Origin of the sequence: Paenibacillus sp. FSL P4-0338, from assembly GCF_038002365.1 — a bacterium.
Taxonomy (GTDB): Bacteria; Bacillota; Bacilli; order Paenibacillales; family Paenibacillaceae; genus Paenibacillus_AQ.
In genome coordinates, this window is sequence record NZ_JBBOCG010000001.1 from 1,551,480 (window position 1) to 1,574,756 (window position 23,277).

The following is a 23,277-nucleotide window of genomic DNA, read 5'->3' on the forward strand; positions in this document are numbered from 1 at the left end:
ACGTGTGAAATTTTCTAGAAAAGCCCGGGAAACCGGGCTTTTTGTGCTTTAAGAGATACATTTAGTAGCTTGGGCTGAGTGTGGATGGAGGAGCTTTAGGATGAGAGCCAGAAGGAGCGCCGTGAGGAGCGTCAGAAGGAGCAGGAGTACACCAGATTTCACCAGTCGCAGGCCTAAGGAGTGATGTGTGTCAAAAAGCGAATACACTGGGCAGGTGCGAGGTCCTGTAGTCCGGATGTAAGCGAAAAACCGAATAGAATGGGCTAGGTGAGTAGCCGAGGGCGGCCGAAGGAGAGCCGTGAGGAGCACTAGTGCCCCTGAGTTAAGCGGATGCAGGCCAAACAAGCAAATGAAGAGCAGAAGTGCCCCTGAATCCGCCATAAAGTGGGTGTTATGCTGAAATGAAGTGCACTAGTGCACTTCATTTCAGCGAATGTCAGCAAAACGGGCAAATAGGGTGCATTAATGCACCCGAATCTAGCGGATACGATGCACGTGAGCAAATAAGGAGCATTAATACCCCTCCTACACTGGACGCCGTCAATAGTAGCTGGGCGTTGGAATTCATACAGCTTAATGCAGCTATTACGATAAAAGCCCCCAGTTACAGCTATCTTGCAATAGTACAGTAACAATCCTTTAATCAGCATGCTATTCTTGGGCCAGCAACAGCAGCATCTAAGCGCACAGTAGCACACAGTGATAACCAGCAGTACCAAGCAAACTAATACCTGAATAGTTGCTGAAAGAGGAGGCGGGGCCGGAGATATATGTATGCGTTTACACCTGGACAGGTTTGTATTTGTTGATACGTTCACATTGCTGCTAGGTATCTATCTATTTCAGTATCTATCTATTTATGTACGGAAAGCGATGAGATGAAGGAGGCGTAAATAGTTGAAGCAGATCAGAAAGTTACAAAAGGACCGAAAGCCAAAGCGGATCAAACATTGGATGCTTGCTCTAGTAATGACGCTGCTGCTTACCGTAGTGCCTGCGGGGACGGGGAGCGCGGCGGCTGTGCTGGAGGAGGTACCTTTTCCGGTGGATTCCAGCAATCAGGCCGGCTGGTGGTCTCCTCTTGCCACTTATGGGCTGGGCTATGAGTATGCTTATATGGCCTATAATGGTCCGGGTTCGATCTCCGGCAAGCATACGGTAGCTATTGCAAGAAGAGACAACGACGGACTATGGAGCAAGCTTCCGCTCATGGACGGGACAACCCCTGCAGAATATCTGGACGATCTCGGGCATAACCAGCCTTCTATGGCGAGGGACGGGAGCGGGCGGTTCCACGTTTTTGCTTCCATGCACAGCAATGCCTGGCGCTATTACCGCTCAGATACCGTGGGCGGAATTCCGCAGAGCCACTCGGCCGATCTGCCTGCAGGTATGACGGTAACCTATCCGGTAGTGACGACTGCTCCGAATGGCGATCTGTATTTGCTGGTGCGTGTCGATAAAGACCTGGCTGGCAAAAGAGAGGCTGTTCTGCTGCGCTGGAACAATGCCGACTCCGTATGGACTCAGGTCAAGACCATTGCGGCGCATCTGAACCGGTCTGTCTATCCGGATGACCTGGTCTTTGACGCGAATGGCGATCTGCATATCTTGTTCGAGTGGGCGTACTTCGCCGCCAGCCCGCTGCGCCATCAATTGTCCTATCTGAAGTACAGCCCGTCCACGGGCATATTCAGCAAAGCGGACGGAACTCCGGTTACAGCGCCAGTCTCCCTGACTACGGCAGATATTGTGCAGCCTATGGCTCCAAGCGAAGCCTATGTGCAGAGTGGCAGCGACCCCGGCGGTCCGGGCGTACAGAGCGCCAAGATGACGCTTGATTCAACGGATCGTCCGGTGATCGCTTACCGTTACCGTGAGGAGAGCAGCACAAGCTTTGCTGTGAAGCAGGCGACTTACGGTGCAGGAGGCTGGAACTTGCAGACCGTCTATAACGCTGCTCCTACCAACGCGGCGATCGATGTGACCTGGACCGGAACAGCAGCCAGAATCTATTATGTCAAAAGCAGCGGAACTGACCGGGCGTTCATGGCAGTGAATACCGGCGGGGGCTGGGCGGAGAGCTCGCTTGCACCGGGTATCCCGGTTGAACGGCTGGCCGTAGACCGCAGTCCGAAGGGCATTGACACCTTGTATCTGGTAGATGTAACGAACCTTAAGCTCTACTATGGGCGAAATAACTAGGCTGGGCAAGGCGGGTTTCACCACTAGCTATCTAGCAAGTGGAAAAGGCATTGCCGTCCTTCTAAAGTACGGTACCGTTTCAGGGAGAAATAGATTCAAAAAAAGAACCCGGGCAAATGTCCGGGTTCTTTCATATTGCATATATACATACACGATGATATAATCAACTGCGACTATTTTTAACTATTTTAGAACAAAAATAAGACATCTTATATTTTTATCTTAACACGCCGCTACACGGATGTCAATTTATTTTTCCGCTCGATTTATTAACGGTTTACAGATTCTACTTCACATGTTAGGGGAGATAGGGATGCAATCACTGGTTCTAAGGCTTAAGGACATGGACAATGTACCACTGCTGCTGGTTGGCGGGAAGGGGCTGAACCTGGGCAAGCTGTCCCGAATGGAAGGCATCCATGTGCCAGAGGGGTTCTGTGTGACGACAGAGGGTTATCAGGAAGCTATCCGGCATAATGAAGCGTATCATGCTTTGCTGGAACGGTTAACGGTGATGCAAGCCAAAGGCCAAGACCCGGCGCAACTCCTGGACATCAGCAGAGCGATCCGCGAGACGATTGAAGAATCCGAGATTCCGCCCGGGGTTGTGGCAGCCGTTACACAGCAGCTCGCGCAGTTTGGGAACGGTACGGCGTATGCGGTGCGATCCAGTGCAACGGCAGAGGATCTGCCGCATGCGTCTTTTGCCGGTCAACAGGATACGTATTTAAATGTAATAGGCCTGGACGCCATTCTGGAACACATCCGCAAATGCTGGGCGTCGCTCTTCACAGACCGTGCGGTAATCTACCGCATGCAGCAAGACTATGATCACAGACAAGTCTATTTATCTGTCATTGTACAGAAGATGGTCTTCCCGCAGGCCTCAGGCATTATGTTCACTGCAGATCCTGTTACAAATAACCGCAAGCTGCTATCGATCGACGCAGGGTATGGTCTGGGTGAAGCGCTCGTCTCGGGCATCGTATCTGCGGATGTCTACAAGGTGCGGGATGAGAACATCGTGGAGAAGCGGATTGCCTCCAAAAAGCTGGCGGTCTACACTTTACCGGAAGGCGGCACGGAACTCCGGCAGCTTGATGCTGCGCAGCAAGGGGCTGAGACGCTCACGGAATCACAGATTGTGCAGCTTGCCCGGATCGGAAGGGGCATTGAAGCAAGCTTCGGGGGCCCGCAGGATATCGAATGGTGCCTGGCCGATGATATCTTCTATATCGTCCAGAGCCGGCCGGTCACTACGTTATATCCCATTCCGGAATCCGGGGATCAGGAGAACCGTGCATATGTCTCTGTCGGCCATGGGCAAATGATGACGGACGCGATGAAGCCGCTGGGCCTGTCTTTTCATCTGATGGTTACTCCTGCCCCTATGCGGGTAGCCGGTTCCAGGCTGTTCGTTGATGTCACCGCTTATTTGGCCTCACCTGCCAGACAGACGATTGTTGATACCCTTGGGAAGTCCGATCCTTTAGTCAAAGACGCGCTGCTGACGATCCTTGAACGCGAAGATTTCATACCCGTATCTCCAGAGCTTCAACCCTCCGCCAGTCCCGGTAAAAGCAAACCAGACATACCCGATCCCCATGAGCAGGCACCGCTCAAGTCTGATCCGGCGACCGTTACAGAGTTGATTAAGAATAACGAAGCCTCGGTTGACGAATTGAAGCAGGCCATTCAGGGAAAATCCGGCGCGGAACTGTTTGATTTTATCCGTGGGGATATTAAGGAACTCAAGCGGCTGTTGTTCGATCCGCGCAGTACAGCAGTGTTCATGGCTGCTATGGATGCTTCGGCCTGGCTGAATGAGCACTTGAAGGAATGGCTCGGCGAAATCAACGCAGCAGATACCTTATCGCAATCGGTGGACAATAATATTACCTCAGCCATGGGCCTTGCGTTGCTTGATGTGGCCGATGTCATCCGCCCTTTTCAGCAGGTGACCGATTATTTGCAGCAGCACGTACAAGACGGGGATTTCCTGGCCGGACTCCTTGCGATAGAAGGCGGGCAAGCTGCCTATGCAGCGCTGACAGAGTATCTCGGCAAATACGGGATGCGCTGCACCGGGGAGATCGATATTACCAGAACCCGCTGGAGTGAGAACCCGGTCGTTCTGATTCCTATGCTTCTCAGCAATATCCGGCAGTTCGCGCCGGGGGCCGGCAGACAGAAGTTCCAGCAGGGGCTTAAGGAAGCACGGGAGAAGGAACGGGACATCATGGAACGCTTGCGGCTGTTGCCGGATAGTGAGGACAAGATGCGGGAAACCAGACAACGGATTGAGCTGGTCCGGCATTACATCGGGTACAGGGAATATCCGAAGTACGGGATGGTCAGCCGTTACCTAGTATACAAACAGGCGATGATGCAGGAAGCGGAGCGGCTCGCGCAGGCAGGGAGCATCCATGGCAAGGAAGATATCTTCTACCTGCAATTCGAGGAGCTATACGAGGCCGTTCGCACTGGTGTATTCGATGACGAGCTGATTAAGAGACGCAAGGACGAATTCAAATTAGCCGAAAAGCTTACGCCGCCCCGTGTCATCACCTCAGAGGGTGAAATTCTGTCCGGCCGGTACAGACGGGAGGATCTTCCGCCCGGTGCCCTGGCAGGTCTACCTGTCTCTACAGGAGTAATCGAAGGACGGGCTAGAGTGATCCTTAATATGGAGGAGGCAGAACTGGAGGAAGGGGATATCCTGGTCACCTCATTTACAGACCCCAGCTGGACGCCGCTGTTCGTCTCCATCAAAGGGCTGGTCACCGAGGTCGGCGGGCTGATGACACATGGGGCAGTGATCGCCCGGGAGTATGGCCTGCCTGCCGTGGTCGGCGTGGAGAATGCGACCTTAAGGATTCAAGAAGGGCAACGCATTCGCGTGGATGGAAGCACAGGATATGTTGAGCTGCTATAATATTTCATTAAAGACTACTACGAGGCAAGGGGGAACACCAAGAACATGATTATATCGCTTGAAAAGGTATCCTGGCGGCGTGAGCAGACAATGATTCTCCATGATATGAATTGGCAGGTACATGAGGGACAGCACTGGTGCATCGTCGGTCTGAACGGTTCAGGCAAGACGACCATGCTGAACGTCGTGAACGGCTACATCTGGCCAACCCAAGGTCAAGTAGAGGTACTGGGCCACCGCTTCGGCGATGTGGACCTAAGGGAGCTGCGCAAGCGGATCGGCTGGGTTAGCACCTCTTTGCAGCAGAAGCTGTACGGCCATCAGACGGCGCTGAACATTATTCTGAGCGGCAAGTTCGCCACGATTGGTCTATACGATAAGACAGAAGAAGAGGACGTGAAGCAGGCAGAGGAACTGCTGGAATTCCTGGATTGCTCGGCCCTGGCCACACGCACTTATGATACCTTGTCACAGGGACAACGCCAAAAAATTCTTATCGCACGGGCGCTTATTGCAAACCCTGAGCTGCTCATCCTGGACGAGCCTTGTACGGGACTGGATATTTTTGCGCGGGAGCAGCTGCTGAGGATGATCGAGAAGATCACCAAGCAGGAGGGGGGGCCGACCTTACTCTATGTGACCCATCATATCGAGGAGATTACTCCCTGCTTCACCCATACCCTGCTGGTTAAGAATGGGGAAATCTACAAAGCGGACGAGACGACGGAGTGTCTGAAGTCTGAGGTGCTCAGCGACTTCTTCGATACCCCGGTTGAGGTGCAAGAGCACCATAACCGGAGATGGCTTACGCTCAGTTGAACAAGAGGCGTTCCAGGAATCCAAGACAAATAGTGTTTTGTACCCGGGAGACATGCCGTGTCCATTCCATCAAGTCCGCAATATTGTGTAGGGTAGGACCACATAAACCACAATATTAGGAGGAATGACTTATGGGAGATGAAGGATGCAATCAGACCGCTTCCGGGGCTTGCTCACATGCAGAGGGTAGTAGTACAGTCGTTCTTGAAGAACACGTGAATTCTCATATCATTGGTTGTAAGGGAGAAACTGTATTTTTCGGTTCTTGGCATTTAGCGAATGGGAATGAATCCACTCAAGGCATGAAGATCTGGAACCGCTTCTGCTGAAGGCTACCGCGTTCTTGCGAGAATAGCACCGGATCAAATCCGAATTTATGTGAAGTAGAGACGATTCAGCAATCGGGCTCGGCTCAAAAATATAAAGCAGCGATTCTCCTTTAACGGAGGATCGCTGCTTTTGTTATGGAGGTATGCCTAAAATATAGCCTGGAATTTATTGATACTTCGGCAGCCAGTCTCCATGGGCCGTGATCAGATCATCGCACATGCTGACAATGTCGTCCATCGACAGCTCTGCGGCGGTATGCGGGTCCAGCATAGCGGCGTGGTAGATATGGTCCTTTTTGCGAGTCATAGCGGCTTCGATGGTCAGGAGCTGGGTGTTGATGTTGGTCCGGTTCAGCGCTGCACACTGCGGTGGCAGATCACCTACGAAGGTTGGTGTTACGCCGCTTCTGTCCACCAGACAAGGCACCTCGACGCAGGCTTCACGCGGCAGATTGGTGATCAGCCCCGTGTTCATCACATTGCCGCCGATCTTGAACGGCACATCCGTCTCCATGGCTTCAAGGATGTAGGAGGCATACTCATGGGAACGCTCATGCGTCAGATCCTGGTTATTCACCAGATCTCCGCGCATCTGCTCCCATTCCTTAATCTGTTCCACGCAGCGGCGGGGATATTCGTCCAGCGGAATCTGGAAGCGTTCGATCAGCTCCGGGTAGTTACGCTTGATGAAGTATGGATGGTACTCGGCGTTATGCTCGGAGGACTCGGTAATGTAATAGCCGAATTTCAGCATCATCTCATAGCGGACCATGTCGTAGTGAGGCTCAAGCTGCTTCTCGGCCGCACGCCGTTTGATCTCCGGGTACAGATCCTCGCCGTCTTTGGTGACTTCAAGCAGCCAGGCCATGTGGTTGATGCCGGCGATTCTGGCTTGAACCCCTGTCTTGTCAATGCCGAGGTGGTCGAATAATCCAGGGATACACTGCTGCACGCTATGACAGAGTCCAATAGTATTCACGCCGCCATAGGTGTTCATGACATTCGTCAGAACGGCCATCGGGTTCGTATAGTTCAGGAACAGCGCATCCGGGCACACCTCACGGATATCCGCTGCAAAATCCAGCATAACCGGAATGGTACGCAGATTGCGGAAGATGCCGCCAATGCCTACCGTGTCCGCAATGGTCTGGCGCAGGCCATATTTCTTGGGAATCTCAAAATCCGTAATCGTACAAGGATCGTACCCGCCGACCTGAATGGCATTGACTACATATTTGGCACCGCGCAGTGCTTCCTTGCGGTCGGTATACGTATTGACTGTACAAGTGCTGCCGCTGCTTTTCTTCAGATTCTGGAGCATGCTGGCAGAGTCATTCAGACGCTGGAGATCGATATCATATAGGGCAAGCTCGAAGCCCTGCAGAGCGGGCGTAGCCATGATATCTCCAAGGACGTTTTTGGCGAATACTGTACTTCCGGCACCGATAAATGTAACTTTAGACATAAGAGTCTAACCTCCTGTTGGTTGTGGGATATTAGGTTTCAGAAGCTTTTTTCGCTTGATTCATCTATAATCACTATAGAATAGAACCGAAGCCCCGCCTATGGAGAAAGACAAGATAGATATGGAGGAATGTTGCATGAATCCGGATCATTACGAGTTCACTCTGGCCATTAACCTGATACCGGAGGAGCAGGATTTGTCAGTGCTGTTCAGCGGCGAGGGGAGACCGCTTCCCGGACATACCATCGGACCGTCTGTACATGATTTCTACTTAATACATACCGTTCTGGAGGGCGGAGGCCTGTTCGAGTGCGGGACATTCGCGGCCGAGTGCAAGGCGGGCGATACCTTCGTGATTATGCCCGGGTCCTTATTCAGCTATAAGGCTGACCCGGATATTCCGTGGCATTATGCGTGGGTAGCCCTGCAGGGGATTGGTGTTCTGGATCTGCTTAGAGCCGTGGGCATTACCAGGGAGCAGCCCTTTCTGTCTTCCGGCAACGTCCCTGAGCTGCATAGCTTATATGAACGTATCCGGCAGGCATTCAAGCAATCCGCGTATCCGCGGCTGGAGAGTCTGGAGGCGTCAGGCTGGGCACGGCTGCTGCTGCATCAGTTCGGACGGGATAATCTAAGCGCCTTGCCGCCGAATCCGTCCGGGATGCCGGAGATGATCGACCGGCAGATCGACCAGGCGATCCGCTGGATCTCGCTGCAATACCATCAGCAAATCAGCATCGATCACCTCGCGTCCTCGCTTGGCTATCACCGGGTGCATTTATCCAAGGCATTCAAGCAGCGGACCGGCCTGTCTCCCAAGCAGTTCCTGCTTAAAATCAGAATGGACAAGGCCAGAGAGCTGCTGGGCAGCATGCTGACGATTGAACAAGTGGCCTCTTCCGTCGGCTTCAATGACGCCTTGTATTTCTCCAAGCAATTCCGCAAAGCTACCGGCATGCCGCCGAGCGAATACCGGATAGGACTTAGGAACGGGAACGAAAAAGATACAGGAGGATCAAGCATATGAAACCGCAAGTTCAGCGAATCCGTGATCTGACTATTGTGCGAAGAGAGGGGGGCCGCTTGCTGGTCATCGGCTGCGACTCCAGCGCCAGCATCGGGAATAAGCCGATGGATGCGGTGCAGACTCCCCCTGCTGTTGCAGGCTATTATGCTGCCAGAGTTGCAGTAATGGAGGTACTGTCTGTGGGGGCTGAGATCTTAACTGTCATCGATACCCTGGCGGTAGAGAAGGAGCCTACAGGGAATGAGATTATAAGGGGCATCCGCAAGCTGCTTGAGGAAGCCGGACTGACTGCAGCCCACGTGAACGGCAGCACTGAGGATAATTTCGTGACCTGTCAGACCGGTATCGGAATCACTGTGATCGGGGAGGCGGATGAGACGCAGTTGAAGCTGGGCTGTTCACAGGGCGGAGACTGTATCGTGATGCTGGGCGAACCGCTGGTCGGAAGCGCTGTTCTGGAGCAGGAAGCAAGCCAGTGTACCATCCGGCAGCTTCAGCTTCTGGCAGCTGCGCCGGAGGTCCATGACATTCACCCGGTCGGCTCTAGGGGAGCAAGGTATGAAGCGGAGCTGCTCGCGGAGCTGAACAGCTGCGGCTTCCGGCCGGTGCCTGGAATAGCGGATAAGCTACAGGTATCCGGGGGGCCGGCGACAGCAGTGATTTTTGCGGCAAAGGAACGTAGGATTAGAGAACTTCAGTCCAGAATAGGCGGCAAAATGGAGATTATCGGTTATTTGCAGGATTGACCGGCTTGCGGAAGGTGAATTCAGCGCGAAGAAGGCGGATTTGATTAAGCGACATTAGCCTTTCCGGGAACAAATGGATAAACGTATCTTAATTTTACGCTTTCTGCGGAATGCTGCGAAATAAGTGGAAAAACAGCATCTGCTGCTCATTGATTGGGCCACATCGGGTAACGAGTGAGTATTTAAGTGCCATTTTTCCAATTACTCCCCCAGCGTGGCCCATACGTTCCTATGCAAGTGGATGAAATCCAACTAGCTTCGCTCCCGCAATGCACATCCCAGGCTCTGCCGCTACCCAAGCGCAATGGGCAGTAGTAGTATAAACTAGTAATCAAACAAGTGAAACGGTTTTGCCACCCTGTTGACCAAGGTTACCGTTTCAGCGAGAAAGGGGTCCCTCATGATCTACTTACGAAGCTTCAAGCTCTCCAAGGTTATCGAACGAAATCCTAACATCTACCCGGATTATGTACTTAAAGCTATCGCGGGCGAGGTGCTGGTGTTTGACCGGATTACAGTGTTATATGGAAATAACGGCAGCGGAAAATCCACTCTGCTTAATGTGATCGCCAGCAAGCTTGGATTACCCAGGGCTGAGCGAATGACCAGCTACGGACATAGCATCTACGCTCAGCGCTTCTTGGAATTGAGTAGTTACCGGTTAGGGCAAGATGAGCAGGAGCGTAACATCAGAGAGCTTCCGAAGGGAAGCCGTTATATAAAGTCTGAGGATATTTTGTATGAGATCAAAAAAATCCAGCAAGCCTCCGTGCTGCGTGAGAGTATGGTGTATGAGCAGAGGAACGGGGGGATGAGCAAGAATCAGGCAGCGGAATATGAATCCTCGAACGCGTTCAAGAAGCAACTCGATAACATCCAATTCTCACAGGAAAAATACTCCAACGGCGAAACCTCAATGGCCTTCTTCGAGGAGAATTTGCAGCCGGGGAATTTGTATGTTTTGGACGAGCCGGAAACGTCGCTGTCGCCTGCCAACCAAATTAGAATAGCGGAGCAAATCAATGAGCTGGCCCGGTATTTCGATAACCAGTTCATTATTGCCACACACTCCCCCTTCATACTGGGAACATTGCATGCTAAGGTCTACAATCTGGATGCCAGCCCCTTGCAGACTGCGGAGTGGTATGAACTGGAGAATGTACAATCTTTCTATCAATTTTTCAAGCAGCATAAGCATTTGTTTGAATGAAGCTGATAAGCGCCAAGAAGCGCAGGAATTGACATCATTAAAATTTAAAGTTATTATAGACACGCATAGTCCTTAATCGAAGCGATGCATATGTGTATTACATATTGGCGACGCAGGTGAGCACTGGAGATACGGGGTCTGATTTTTTGCGCCATTCAAAGACTATGGAAGTCTCTAATATCCGTAAAATTACCTGTCGTCACACACCCGCACACGAACACATTACCCACCACACACAAGGAGGAATTACAAATGAAGAACCTGGAAAACGTTGATGCCGCAGCAAATGCAGATGTAGCAGATGCAGCCAATGCTGATGTAGTCATTATCGGAGGAGGGCCTGCCGGGCTTAATGCCGGGCTGATGCTGGGCCGGGCACGCAAACGGGCGATTGTCATAGATGCGGGGCGTCCGCGTAATGCGGTCACCCGGGAAGCGCATGGCTTCCTGACCCGGGACGGGATTGCTCCGTTTGAACTCCGGCGGATTGCCATAGAACAGCTTGGCGCTTATCCGTCGGTCTCACATGTTGAAGATACAGTTGTGTCCGTTACCGGTGAGGATGGAGCCTTCCTGCTGGAGACAGCTTCAGGTCTTAAGCTGACCAGTAAGAAGCTGCTGTTCGCCGCAGGTATGAAGGATCTCAGGCTGGATATTCCCGGGCTTGCCGAGGTCTACGGGAAAAGCGCCTTTGTCTGCCCGTACTGTGATGGCTGGGAATTAAGAGATCAGCCGCTGGTGGTCATCAGCAGAGGGGCTGCACTCATGCATCTTGCGCCGTTGTTATACGGCTGGACGAAGCAGTTCGCGGTCTGCACGAATGGCCCTGATGAGCTCACAGCAGCGGAACGCGAAGAATTGCGCGCTCATGATATCCCGTTATTCGCTGCTCCGATTCATGAGATTTCATCCAATGAGGGCATGGTTAACCATGTGAAGCTTATGGATGGAACAGAGCTTCTTTGTACAGGCATCTTCTTCCGGCCCGAGCTGGCTCCGGGAACGGATCTGCCGCATACCCTGGGCTGCCGGATATCCGAGCAGGGTATCCTGGAGGTTGGCGAGTCCGGTCAGACCAGCGTACCCGGAATATACGCTGCCGGGGATGCTGCCACGATGATGCATCAGTCCATAGCTGCTGCCGCATCGGGCGCGCTGGCTGCTGCAGCGCTGAACGGCGAGCTGAACCGGGAAGCTTGGAAGGCCGGGCTTGCATAATTCTTCCCCTTGTAGCAAAGGATAACTTTACTATGAATATGAAATTCAAAGGGTAGAGCAGGGAGGGAGTACAGATGAATACTGCAACGGAAGCAGAACCGAAGACCCAACTGACCCCGCTGCTGGCAGAGAATGAACTGGTGTTGCGCGGCGTTTTTGATGGCTGTGAGGATGTGGTGTTCCATTCGTTCCTGACTGTTCAACGTACTTCCGCGCTCTGTGTATACTGTACAGGATTATGTGATACGGAGCGGCTGGAGCAGCAATTACTGGTACCGCTGAAGCAGACCGGCCTTGCAGTTGAACCGGCAGTGGACGGGTCTGCTGAGGTTCCTGTCGCCTCGATTCAACAGATTAGAACTGTAGAACAAGCCGTTACAGCGATTCTGGACGGTGAAGCTGTGCTTTTGCTGGACGGCCAGGCTTCGGGTAAGGGCTATCCGCTATACAAGGTTCCCACCCGGACTCCCGAAGAACCGGCGGCTGAATCCACTGTGCGCGGTGCCCGTGACGGCTTCACTGAAGCTCTGGCTACGAATCAGTCTCTATTGCGTATGCGGCTTAAGACACCAGCCCTGAAGCTGCATTCCAGCACTATTGGAGAGTACAGTAATACGAAGGTTACCCTCGTATATGTGGAAGGTATTATCCAGCCGGGACTGGTCACTGAAGTTAATAAACGTCTAAGCCGCCTGAATATCAAAGATGTGCTGGAGAGCCAGTATATTGAGCAGGGCATCATTGACCAGCCCTTTTCGCCGTTTCCGCAGATGATTGCTACGGAGCGCCCGGATGTGGTGGTCTCCAATCTGCTGGAGGGCCGGTTTGCGCTCTTGATTGACGGGACTCCCTTCAGTCTGATTGCCCCGATTAACATGTTCTCCATGCTGCAATCCCCTGAGGATTACTATGAGAACATTTACATGAGTATTTTTGTCCGCTGGCTCAGATATATCTTCTATGCCTTATCGCTCCTGCTCCCCTCAGCTTATGTAGCCATCACCACCTTCCATCAGGAGATGATCCCCACCGTGCTGCTGCTGAGTATCGCGCGGGCGAGAGAGGAGATTCCCTTCCCGGCCCTGGTGGAAGCGCTCATTATGGAGATCGCCTTCGAGGCGCTGCGGGAGGCCGGAGTCCGGCTGCCGAAGCAGATAGGTTCCGCTGTCAGTATTGTTGGCGCGCTAATTATAGGCCAGGCTGCTACCACTGCGGGAATTGTCTCTGCTCCGATGATCATTATTGTGGCGATTACGGGCATTGCTTCCTTCATGGTTCCGCGTTATTCCGCCAGCATCGCGACCCGGCTGCTGCGCTTCCCCATGATGGTTCTGGCAGGCACGCTGGGGCTGATCGGCGTAATGCTCGGCATCATCCTGGTCGTCATTCATCTTAGCAGTCTGCGTTCGTTCGGCAGACCTTATCTGTCACCGGCAGCTCCAACGTTCAGCAAGGGCTTGAAGGATGTATTGTGGATTTCGCAGCCGCGGAGCAAATGACGGCAGCGGGACTTCAACAGAGAAGAGGATACTTATGTTGACTGACAAAGGGAAAATATCGGTTACCCAGCTGGCCTTTCTGGTCTTTCCCTCCATTCTCGCTACAGCTATTCTGTCTGTCCCCGGGATTACCATGCATTATGCGGGACATGATATGTGGCTATCGCCCATCCTGGGCTCGCTGATTGGAGCAACGGTCATTGGGATCTCGCTTGGACTTAACCGGCTGTATCCCGGAAAGACCATTATGCAGTCCAGTCTGTTGATCGCCGGCTGGCTGCCGGGCAAGCTAATCGGGCTGGGTTTTCTGCTCTATTTGCCCCATCTGAACGGTCTGATTATCCTGGAATATGGCGAGTTTATTCTGAATAATGCGCTTCCTAAGACGCCGCTGCTTGTTATTATAAGCTCCATGGTTATCGTCTGTGCGATCAATGTCAGGCTGGGGATTGAGGTGGTCAGCCGAACCGCGCAGGTGTTCGTTACGCTGCTGGTGGTGATGCTCTGCCTGATCTTTGTCCTACTGACCGGGGAGCTGCGGCCCGCCGAGCTGCTTCCGTTCATGGAGAAAGGATTCGTGCCCATTATCAAAGGCGCCGTCGCTCCGTCTGCATGGTTCAGTGAATATATTGTGCTGGCCTTTCTGCTGCCCTATGTCAACAGTAAGAAACACCTTACCCGGACAATGCTGGTCTCACTTGTGGTCACAACTGCGGCGATGAGTCTTACCAATCTGTTCTGCCTGCTGCTGATGGGGGATTTGACGGACAGCTTTGCTTATCCGGTGATGATTGCTGCCCGTTACATTACCATTGCCGATTTCCTGCAGCATATCGAGGCTCTGATTATTGCGATCTGGATCTTCGGGATTTTTGTCAAAATCTCTGTCTTTCTCTACATCTTCGCCGCTTCGGCCGCAGAATGGTTCGGGCTGGACGATTATAAACCGCTGGTGATTCCGCTGGCGTTCTTAAGTATATTGTTCTCGTATTGGGTAGTGTCCGGTGCCTCAGGGGTCGCTGCGCTGGTGAGTGCTTCTGCGAATATATATACCATGTTGTTCCTGGTCGTGCTTCCTGCCGCAGTCTATGGACTGGCCCTGCTGAAGAGGGGGCTGAAGCGGCAGAACAAAGGATGAAGATAAGGAGGGAGGGCTATGCGGGGCTGCAGGACCTTAATCATGCTGCTGCTAAGCAGTATACTGCTGACCGGCTGCTGGGACCGGACGGAGATCAATGACCTGGCGATCGTGCTGGCTACAGGTGTGGATTATCAGGAGGGGCAGGCCCAGTTGACGGCCCAGATCTTCATCCCGCGCAAGGGCGGAGGCGGATCAGAGAGCGGCGGAGCCGGGGAAGGCGCAAGCGGGGTCACTATGATCCGCACCGCTGAAGGAGATAACATTGCGGAAGCCTTGAACCGGCTGCAACGGAAGGTGGCCCGGCATATGTTCTGGGGCCAGTGTGAGGTCATTGTAATCAGTGAAGAGGCAGGAAAGCAGGGGCTGCGCGAGTATATCGACTTTCTCCTGCGTTATCCGCAGTTCCGTGAGCATGCATATGTCTTCTCCAGCCAGGAATCCGCCAAGGATATTCTTGCCTTGCTGGACCCGCTGGAGCGGAGCACCTCCGAATCCCTCCGGGAAATGGCGAATATGAACCTGGGCACGCGCGTGACCCTGCTGGAATTGTCCCAATCCATTCAAGGTGCCAGCGGTTCGGCTGTTTTAACCCGTATTCTGATTGCTCCTCCAGAACCGAAGGACGGCCCTAATGCTACTACACCCTTACTCAAAGGAATAAGCCTGTATAAACATGGCCGCTATGCACTCACCGTGAAAGAACCGGTCAGCCTTGGGGTGCTGCTGATGATTAATGAACTGAATAATATTATAATACCGGTTAAGCTGGATCAGCAGAAGGGGACCTTCTCGATTCAGCCTACGAGTATAACCACGACTCTAACCCCGAGAATTGTGAACCGGGAATGGTTGATGAAGATCCGGATTGTGGCCAAGGGCGAGGTGGTTATGAATACAACCGATGCCAATCTGACCGATCCGGCGAAGATGATTGAGCTGAATCAGGCGTGGGAAGACAAACTGAAGGAGCTCGCCCAGCAAGCCCTCCACATGTCGCAAAAAGAGCAGAAGACTGACTTTTTCCGCTTCGCCGATACCTTCCGCAGACATTACCCGCAAGAGTGGAAGAAGAAGAAAGACCAGTGGGAGGCAATGTACCCCCAGTTACAGGTGGATGTCTCCGCCAAGACAAGTATTACTGGTAACGGAAGATCAACCGGCCCTCAGGGCATCCCGGAGCAATCGGCTGACTGACAGAGGCTACGCCTTAATTCCAGCAACCATACAAGGAAGTGGGAAGCATGAAACTGGTAATGATCCTGGGCATTCTGCTGCTGTCCGCTTCAGTTATCGTTTTTGAATTCCGGGGCAGTAAGGATAAGAAAACCAGAAAGGTTATCGCAGGCATCACCCTTGCTACGGCGGGGCTTACCATTCTGCTCTTATTACAACCGGGCCTGCCGGGTCCTACCGAGCTGGTGAAGCTGTTGTTCGGCAGAATCGATCTGATTATGAAATGAAGCTTAAGGCAGCTCCTTCACGGGGCTGTCTTTTAAGTTTTTACCAAATTCATTTAAGCGATTACATTTTCTTATTTCCCCGGGTGACTATAATGAAAAACAAGAGAGCTCCTTAATACAGCCGGAGGGATGGGAGAAATGAAAGCGGTTTTAAACAATCAGCAAGATCAAATCGGACTCACGCGAAAACACACCTTTTGGCTCAGGATCAGGAGAGATGCCCTACTCTACATCCTTTTGCTGCTGCCACTCCTGTACATTGCCATTTTTAAATATGCCCCGATTTACGGCTTGATTATGGCGTTTCAGGATTACAATATTTTTCAGGGGACGAGTGGAAGCGAATGGGTGGGACTTGATGTATTCCGGTTTATTTTTCAGCAGGACAGCTTCTACCGTGCCCTCAAAAATACGCTGGTTCTGAATGTGCTGGATCTGGTGGCAGGCTTCCCGGCCCCGATTATCCTGGCGATTCTGCTTAACGAGGTCCGTATGGCAAGGTTCAAGAAATTAACGCAGACGATTCTCTATCTGCCTCACTTCATGTCCTGGGTGATTATCGGCGGGATTGTCTATCTGATGTTCTCTAACAGCGGGATGGTTAATCTTTTTCTGGATAACCTGGGCCTGTCAAAAATTGAATTCCTGTCGCAGAAGACCCCTTGGCTGGTCACTTATATTACGGTGGGGGTATGGCAGAACATCGGGTGGGGGACGATTATTTATCTCGCGGCGATTACCGGCATCAACAAGGAGCTGTATGAAGCGTCCGATATGGACGGCTGCAGCAGACTCCGCAAAATGTGGCATATTACACTGCCCGGCATTAAATCTACGATTAACATTCTGCTGATTCTTCAGATTGGCCGAATGGTATCGATCGGATTCGACCGCCCGTTTGTAATGGGGAATTCACTGGTCAGCGAATATTCCGATGTCATCAGCACCTTCGTGTACAGAGTCGGTATCAGCTCGGGAGACTTCTCCCAGGCAACGGCCGTCGGGCTGTTCCAGTCCGTGGTAGGTCTGACCCTGCTGATCGGTGCCAACTATATTGCGAAGAAATTGGGTGAGGATGGGATATGGTGAGAGCGGCAAGCACGATAACAACCAGACGGATTGGCCGGAAAAAAAGTGTAGCAGATATTGCGATTATAGTCTTTATTGTGGCTTTGTCGTTCACCTGCATTGTCCCGTTCTTATACATGATAGCGCTGTCATTTAGTTCCAACGAAGCGATTATCTCGCAAAAGGTAAGCTTATGGCCGGTAGACTTCACTATTGAGACGTATAAGACGATTCTGAGCGATGCCGATATGCTGTATACGCTGGGCTATAGTATTGTCCTTACGATTTTTTACACCGTGGTGTGTATGTTCCTGACGATCTGTGCGGCGTATCCGTTAACGAAAAAGCGGCTATGGGGGAGAAACTTCCTGCTGTCCGCACTGGTCTTCACCATGTATTTCAGCGGCGGCCTGATTCCTTCCTATATCCTGATCAAGAATCTGGGGATGATGGATACGATATGGAGTCTGGTGCTGCCGGGTGCGATGAGTGTATTTAATCTGATTATCCTGAAAACCTTCTTCAGCTCGCTTCCCGAGAGTCTGGAGGAATCAGCGTCCATTGACGGCTGCTCGGATCTGGGGATTCTTCTGCGGATTGTGCTGCCTCTCTCGCTGCCTTCGATTGCCACCTTAAGCCTCTTCTATGCCGTAGACCGGTGGAACGGATTCCAGGATGCCTTATTCTATATTACCAAAAAAGAGCTCTATCCCATGCAGCTCAAGCTGTACCAGATCATCTCAGCCAACCAGCAGCTCGACAGCCAGCAGGGCGGCGAGGGCAGTATCGGCTCATTCATTGTGCCGGAGTCGCTGAAGGCCGCAAGCGTCATGTTCACCACCATTCCGATTCTGCTGATCTACCCCAAGCTGCAGAAGTATTTCGTAGACGGTGTAATGACAGGCGCGATCAAGGGCTGAAGCGGTACACTCCAGGGAAGGGGGAATGCTTAGCTGGCGGAAGTTGAAGCTGCCTGGGCAAGGAAGCTATAATCTGGATTACTATCATGATAAGAGATGAAAGGGTGGTATACCGTGAAGACAGGCATCAAGAAAATATCGGCCGTTCTGTGCAGCACCGTGCTGCTGGCCGGCGTTGCAGCGGGCTGCGGCGAAAGTGACAAAGAGAGCAAAGAGACAGCCGCGCCGGAGTCGTCTAATGCAGCAAAGTCCCCTTCTGATCCTCCTGCAAAGCTTACGGTGGAGGTGTTCGACAGAGGGGTTCAGGGCCAGCCGGATCTGAATAATAATTTCTGGACGAAATATGTGAATGAGCATTTCGGCAAGCCGAATAACGCCGTTGTTGAATACGTACCCGTTCCCCGGTCCCAGGAGGTTGATAAGCTGAACGTATTAATGGCTGCGGGCCAGGCTCCGGACATCTCCTTCACCTATGACGGGACGCTGGTCACCCGCTTTGCCAAAAGCGACGGTCTCTACACGCTTGACGAGCTGCTGGAGAGCCACGGCCAGCAATTGAAGGCTTATCTCGGGGAGAATGTTCTCGCTTACGGTAAATATAACGACAAGCAGGTATCGATTCCGGGTAAGCGCACCCTGCTGGCCTGGAACGGGATGTTCATCCGTAAGGATTGGCTCGACAAGCTCGGGATGCCTCTTCCAACCAACAAAGATGAGTTATACGAGACGCTGGTGGCCTTCCGCGACAAGAATCCGGGCAATGTGAACGGCGTCATTCCCTGGGCAACGGCGGCAGCGGGCATGAACTACACGTTCGGCAACCTGGTTCAATCCTTCTGGGGCCAGATGTCAGAGGAGGAATTCGTCACCACGCCAAACTGGCTGAAGCCGGGCAACAAGGATGCGTATAAATGGCTGAACAAGCTGTATAATGAGAAGCTGATCAGCCCCGACTTTGCCCTGGACAAAACCACCAAGCAGGCGGATGCCGATGTCACCAACGGCAAGGTAGGCTTCTATGCAGCCAACTGGGATTATCCGATGACCCAGAAAATCCGTGTTCCGCTGAAGCAAAACTCGCCGGATGCCCACTATGTTCCGGTGGATACCTTCAAGAATGCTGAAGGCAAATACCTCAAAGAGGTATATAATGAGAACGGAATCTTCTCCTTCATTCCCAAAAGCAGCAAAAACGCGGAGCTGGCGGTCAAATATCTGAACTGGATGGCGGACCCGGAGGTGATGTTCTTCCTGCAGTTTGGTGAAGAAGGCATTCATCATACGCTGAAAGACGGCATCCCGCAAGGGATTGCACAGACCGGCGAGAAAATGCAGATGAGTAATTTGAACATGGATTATACGATGATTGTGAACGGCGCTGAGCTGGGCGACACCGAAAAGAATGTCAAAACCTATGCCGCAGCTCTGGCCTCCGGGGATAAGCAGTATGAGGAGCTCGCGATGGAATCGTACAAAATCAATACTACAGACGGCTACTCCTCCTTCTATTACGGGGTGCCGAACGAAGCCAATATTAAATACGGCAAGACGTTGGGCGATATGAACAAGCAGATGATTGACCGGCTGATCGTGGCCAAGGCGGCCGAGTTCGATGCCTTATACGAAAAGCTGGTGAAGGAGTATATGGACGCCGGCGGTAAGGCGGTTCAGGATGAGAATGTGAAGAACTACAGGGAAGTCACAGCAAACACCAAATAAATCTTGATATACGGATAAACCACGAGGATGATAGAAGTGGTTTATCCGCATTTCGTTTACGGGGTAAGCCCAGATGAATTCACAGGTTCAGGAGGATATCCATGTACAAGGTCATTATTGTAGATGATGAGTCGTGGGCGATTAGAGGGATCAGCAATGCCTTTGACTGGGAGCAGTATGGCTTTGAAATCTCGGGACAATTCACAAGTGCCTCCCAGGCGTGGGAAGCCATTGCCTTGCAGGAGCCGGATCTGGTGGTCACAGACATCCGGATGCCGGAGATTTCCGGACTCGATCTGATGAAGCGGGCCAAAGCACATGGAATAGATACTGAATTTGTCATTATAAGCGGATACGCGGAATTTGAATACGCCCAGGAAGCGCTGCGCTTCGGGGCACTCGATTATTTCCTGAAGCCGCTTGATGTGGATATGACCGATTCGTTCCTGGCGAAGCTCGCCCTGCACTTCTCCCGGCGAAGTGCGGCGCGCAATCACCTTCTATTGGATGCGCTTACCTCGGCAGATGAAGATGAGATCAGGCGCTGCCTTCCTGCCGGCATGAATGCAGGCTGCTGCCAGGTGCTTGCTGTCCATTATGAGTCAGACAGACCGAAGCTCAGCGAACTGCTGAAGCTGGACGGGCTGCCGGTTCATCTGCTGGAGGTGGAGAACGGAGCAAGCACCCTGCTGGCGGTTCTAATCACAGAGCAGAAGAGTGAGCTTGAAGGAATTGCAGATGAATGGCCTGCGGCCGCGGGCAGTCCAGGGTTTTCTGTGGTGGGGATCAGCAGCATCGGCAGCGGGCTTAAGCAGATCGGCAAGCTGATCAAGGAAGCCGAGCTGGCGGCCTCCCGGGTATTCGTGGATGAAGCTTCCGGCGCGGTTCACTATAATCCCAAACTGCCTCTGGTGAAGCCTTGTATCGATGAGCTGCAATCTATAGTTTATGGTAATCAATACGACAGCATCGAGTCCTACACTGCGGGCTTGCAGGAGTATTTCAGGCTTCATCAGCTGGGCATGAGCGAGGTTGTCTACTTATGGAATCAGGCCGTCGGGCTTCTGAGCAGTTCTTATTCGGAGGAGCTTAGGGACATGGAGCTGGAATTCCTGAATTATGCCGAGCTGAAGGAGCGGTTCGAGGACTTGGGATCGCTGTGCAGCTTCCTGCAAGACGTTTTTACAGTACTCCGGCAAGGGAACAGCCGTGCTTTGCAGGAAGGGGATATTCTCTCCTGCTTCAACCGGATGGTCGCCTATATCGACCGGAATTACGAACAGAAGCTGTATCTGAAGGAGCTGTCGGTCCAATTTTTCATCAATCAGGTGTATTGCTGTCAATTGTTCAAGAAGAATCTGGGCAAAACTTTCTCTGAATACGTGGCCGAGCTGAGGATCAGGAAAGCCCGCGGGCTTTTGCAGCAGACAGACCTGTCCATAGAGAGCATTGCCATCCAGTCCGGGTATGTAGATTATTATTATTTCAATAAGGTGTTCAAGAAGCACTGCGGGATGACGCCCGCCAAATTCAGGAAAAGGGAAGCCGAACGGAGCCGCAGGCTATGAAGACCCGCAAGGTGAAATTGAAGCATCAACTATGGCTGTTCTTTTGTTGCTCCATTGTTATATTTACTGTGATGGAATTTTACTTCTTCTTTAATTTCTCTGCGCTGACGCAAAAGAGGGCGGTCACGTATAGCAACCAGATGATTGAGCAGACCCGCCGCAAAATTGATTCTGTATTCAATGATATCCGGGTCAGCACCGGCATTGCGGTCAACAGCAAGCTGATTCAGGAGTTCACCATAGCCGATGACGATTACAAAAGGGCGTTCGACAGCGCTCCCTATGCTCTGGATCTAATGGAATATATGCGGTCCTTCAATTCGTATGTGAACGGTATCATGATCAATGACCTCCAGGGAAGACGACTCTCCAGCGAGGATTCTGCAAGTGGCGATATTTTTTATATTAACCTGTATGACAGCTTTATCCGCCCGTACAAGAACGATCCTGCGCTTCGCCAGAAGGGGAAGTTCACTGCTATTCTGAAGGATGACCGGACAGGAACGGAACAGTTCTTCTATATTGCTCCCATTGTCGAGTCCATCGGCGGTGTTCATTTCTCACAGATTACAGGTTACTGCATGGTGATGGTCAATATGGACAAAATGCAGGGGCTGGTCGCGAATACGGAATTAACGCAGAACTCCACCTTGTCCATTCTGAATAACCGGGACGAGGTGGTTGCCTCCACCAATTCCTATGCGCGGGGCAATGTGATCAAAGATGTGCTGTCTATGGATAAGAACCATTTGCTTAACGGGATAAAATCAACGATTGACGGTAAGGAGGTTCTCATTCAGGTTAAGGGGCTGGAGCAGGCTGACGGGTGGCGGGTGGTCAGTATGATTCCGGTGCAGGAGCTGACGGCCGATATGATCCCCATGCGCAAGGTCAGCATTATCGTGGGGATTGGCATCATTGTCAGCATGATACTAACCGGCAGCTTCTTCATGAGCAATCTGATGCGTCCCCTGATGGGACTGGTCATGGATATGAAGAAGGTGGCAGGGCGGGATAGAGGCTTCCGGATCAAAGTCCGGTTCACGAACGAGGTTGGCCTGCTGGCCCAGGATATTAACCGGATGATGGACGAGATGGACGAAATGACCCGGGAGATGTTCAATACCCAGGCCAGACTATACGAATCCGAGCTGAGCCAGAAGCAAGCTGAGTTCTCTGCCCTGCAGAGCCAGATTAACCCCCACTTCCTGTATAATACGCTGAATTGTATCAGCAGCATCGGACTGGAGTATGGAAGCCGGGAGATTGCCCAAATTACGTACTGCATGTCTAAGATCTTCCGCTATAGCATCAAGAAGGACGATCTTGTGCAGATCCGGGAAGAGGTGGACTGCATTCAAGCTTACATGAAGATTATTCTGATCCGCTACGAGAATAAATTCTCCTTGTCGCTTGATGTGGAGGAGAGCTTGCTTGTGCTGCAGACGCCCAAGATGATTCTCCAGCCCATTGTGGAGAATTCGGTCTATCACGGGCTGGAGCGGATGGATCAGGGCGGAAGCCTTCAGATTACCGGGAGCCTGGATGAGCGCGGGGATGTGTGCTTCAGTATTATGGATACCGGCAGAGGAATGGAGCCTGAGGATCTGGCTGCCCTTCAGGCCAAGCTTGGCCAGGAGCCTAAGGAGCTTGCCCTGACCGGGCAATCGGCGCAAGGCATCGGGCTGCTGAACATTCATAACCGGCTGTGCCATCTGTTCGGAGAAGGTTATGGACTTACCGTTGACAGCCGGTTAGGCTATGGGACAATCGTGAACGTGAAGATTCCGAAGCTGCCGGGCAGCGGAGATAGCAAGTGAGTGTCGAACAGGGTACCTCCGTTTAGCGGGAGGTGCCCTGTTTGGCTGTAAGGGAGGGCTTAGCCGCACACCGTCTCTATAACAGAGTAAGGCCTCTGGATGATTCAAGTGGGAAGGGAAGAGTGATG

Annotated in this window: 18 protein-coding genes; 17 read left to right on the top strand and 1 reads right to left on the bottom strand. The window is 52.2% G+C overall.

The features are described from left to right. Positions 1-897 precede the first annotated feature (897 nt). The 4 genes from MKZ07_RS06730 (at position 898) to MKZ07_RS06745 (ending at position 6,288) form a co-directional block, all read left to right on the top strand. Positions 898-2,205, top strand: coding sequence for a BNR-4 repeat-containing protein (locus MKZ07_RS06730; protein ID WP_341025251.1), 1,308 nt, complete (start codon positions 898-900; stop codon positions 2,203-2,205). Between the two features lie 313 nt (positions 2,206-2,518). Beyond that, entirely contained in the window at positions 2,519-5,140 is a 2,622-nt protein-coding gene (gene ppsA, locus MKZ07_RS06735; protein ID WP_341025254.1) for a phosphoenolpyruvate synthase, read from the top strand. Between the two features lie 45 nt (positions 5,141-5,185). After that, on the top strand, positions 5,186-5,959 hold the full coding sequence (locus MKZ07_RS06740) for an ABC transporter ATP-binding protein (RefSeq protein WP_341025257.1): 774 nt from the start codon (positions 5,186-5,188) through the stop codon (positions 5,957-5,959). A 131-nt stretch (positions 5,960-6,090) separates the two neighbouring features. Then, positions 6,091-6,288, top strand: coding sequence for a hypothetical protein (locus MKZ07_RS06745; protein WP_341025259.1), 198 nt, complete (start codon positions 6,091-6,093; stop codon positions 6,286-6,288). 166 nt (positions 6,289-6,454) lie between these two features. Here MKZ07_RS06745 and MKZ07_RS06750 read toward each other — a convergent pair whose 3' ends face one another. Further along, on the bottom strand, positions 6,455-7,753 hold the full coding sequence (locus tag MKZ07_RS06750) for an alpha-glucosidase/alpha-galactosidase (RefSeq protein WP_341025262.1): 1,299 nt from the start codon (positions 7,751-7,753) through the stop codon (positions 6,455-6,457). Between the two features lie 136 nt (positions 7,754-7,889). Between MKZ07_RS06750 and MKZ07_RS06755 the strand changes: the two genes are divergently transcribed. The 13 genes from MKZ07_RS06755 (at position 7,890) to MKZ07_RS06815 (ending at position 23,149) form a co-directional block, all read left to right on the top strand. Further along, the gene (locus tag MKZ07_RS06755; RefSeq protein WP_036690657.1) at positions 7,890-8,780 is read left to right on the top strand and encodes an AraC family transcriptional regulator; all 891 of its coding nucleotides are present in this window, start codon (positions 7,890-7,892) and stop codon (positions 8,778-8,780) included. Continuing rightward, on the top strand, positions 8,777-9,526 hold the full coding sequence (locus MKZ07_RS06760; RefSeq protein ID WP_341025264.1) for an AIR synthase related protein: 750 nt from the start codon (positions 8,777-8,779) through the stop codon (positions 9,524-9,526). The genes MKZ07_RS06755 and MKZ07_RS06760 overlap by 4 nt, the downstream gene beginning before the upstream one ends. 400 nt (positions 9,527-9,926) lie before the next feature. Next, positions 9,927-10,736 (top strand): AAA family ATPase, encoded by an 810-nt coding sequence (locus tag MKZ07_RS06765; RefSeq protein WP_341025267.1) that lies wholly within the window; start codon positions 9,927-9,929, stop codon positions 10,734-10,736. Positions 10,737-10,988: 252 nt separating this feature from the next. Beyond that, entirely contained in the window at positions 10,989-11,954 is a 966-nt protein-coding gene (locus MKZ07_RS06770; RefSeq protein WP_083677648.1) for an NAD(P)/FAD-dependent oxidoreductase, read from the top strand. Between the two features lie 74 nt (positions 11,955-12,028). After that, complete coding sequence (locus MKZ07_RS06775) at positions 12,029-13,453, top strand: spore germination protein (RefSeq protein ID WP_341025270.1); 1,425 nt, start codon at positions 12,029-12,031, stop codon at positions 13,451-13,453. A 34-nt stretch (positions 13,454-13,487) separates the two neighbouring features. Beyond that, positions 13,488-14,591: a GerAB/ArcD/ProY family transporter gene (locus MKZ07_RS06780; protein ID WP_179090358.1), complete on the top strand. Its 1,104-nt coding sequence runs from the start codon at positions 13,488-13,490 to the stop codon at positions 14,589-14,591. 18 nt (positions 14,592-14,609) lie between these two features. Further along, positions 14,610-15,788, top strand: a complete 1,179-nt coding sequence (locus MKZ07_RS06785) for a Ger(x)C family spore germination protein (RefSeq protein WP_341025275.1) — start codon at positions 14,610-14,612, stop codon at positions 15,786-15,788. A gap of 47 nt (positions 15,789-15,835) precedes the next feature. After that, positions 15,836-16,054, top strand: coding sequence for a hypothetical protein (locus tag MKZ07_RS06790; RefSeq protein WP_076153874.1), 219 nt, complete (start codon positions 15,836-15,838; stop codon positions 16,052-16,054). A 138-nt stretch (positions 16,055-16,192) separates the two neighbouring features. Then, complete coding sequence (locus MKZ07_RS06795; protein WP_083677646.1) at positions 16,193-17,143, top strand: ABC transporter permease; 951 nt, start codon at positions 16,193-16,195, stop codon at positions 17,141-17,143. Beyond that, on the top strand, positions 17,137-18,042 hold the full coding sequence (locus tag MKZ07_RS06800; protein ID WP_036690685.1) for a carbohydrate ABC transporter permease: 906 nt from the start codon (positions 17,137-17,139) through the stop codon (positions 18,040-18,042). The genes MKZ07_RS06795 and MKZ07_RS06800 overlap by 7 nt, the downstream gene beginning before the upstream one ends. A gap of 114 nt (positions 18,043-18,156) precedes the next feature. Continuing rightward, positions 18,157-19,761 (top strand): extracellular solute-binding protein, encoded by a 1,605-nt coding sequence (locus MKZ07_RS06805; protein ID WP_156949516.1) that lies wholly within the window; start codon positions 18,157-18,159, stop codon positions 19,759-19,761. A 101-nt stretch (positions 19,762-19,862) separates the two neighbouring features. After that, positions 19,863-21,329, top strand: a complete 1,467-nt coding sequence (locus MKZ07_RS06810; protein WP_036690686.1) for a response regulator — start codon at positions 19,863-19,865, stop codon at positions 21,327-21,329. Next, positions 21,326-23,149 carry a cache domain-containing sensor histidine kinase gene (locus MKZ07_RS06815; protein ID WP_036690690.1) on the top strand — a complete coding sequence of 608 codons (1,824 nt, stop codon included), beginning with the start codon at positions 21,326-21,328 and terminating at the stop codon, positions 23,147-23,149. Before MKZ07_RS06810 ends, MKZ07_RS06815 begins: the two co-directional genes overlap by 4 nt. Positions 23,150-23,277 lie beyond the last annotated feature (128 nt).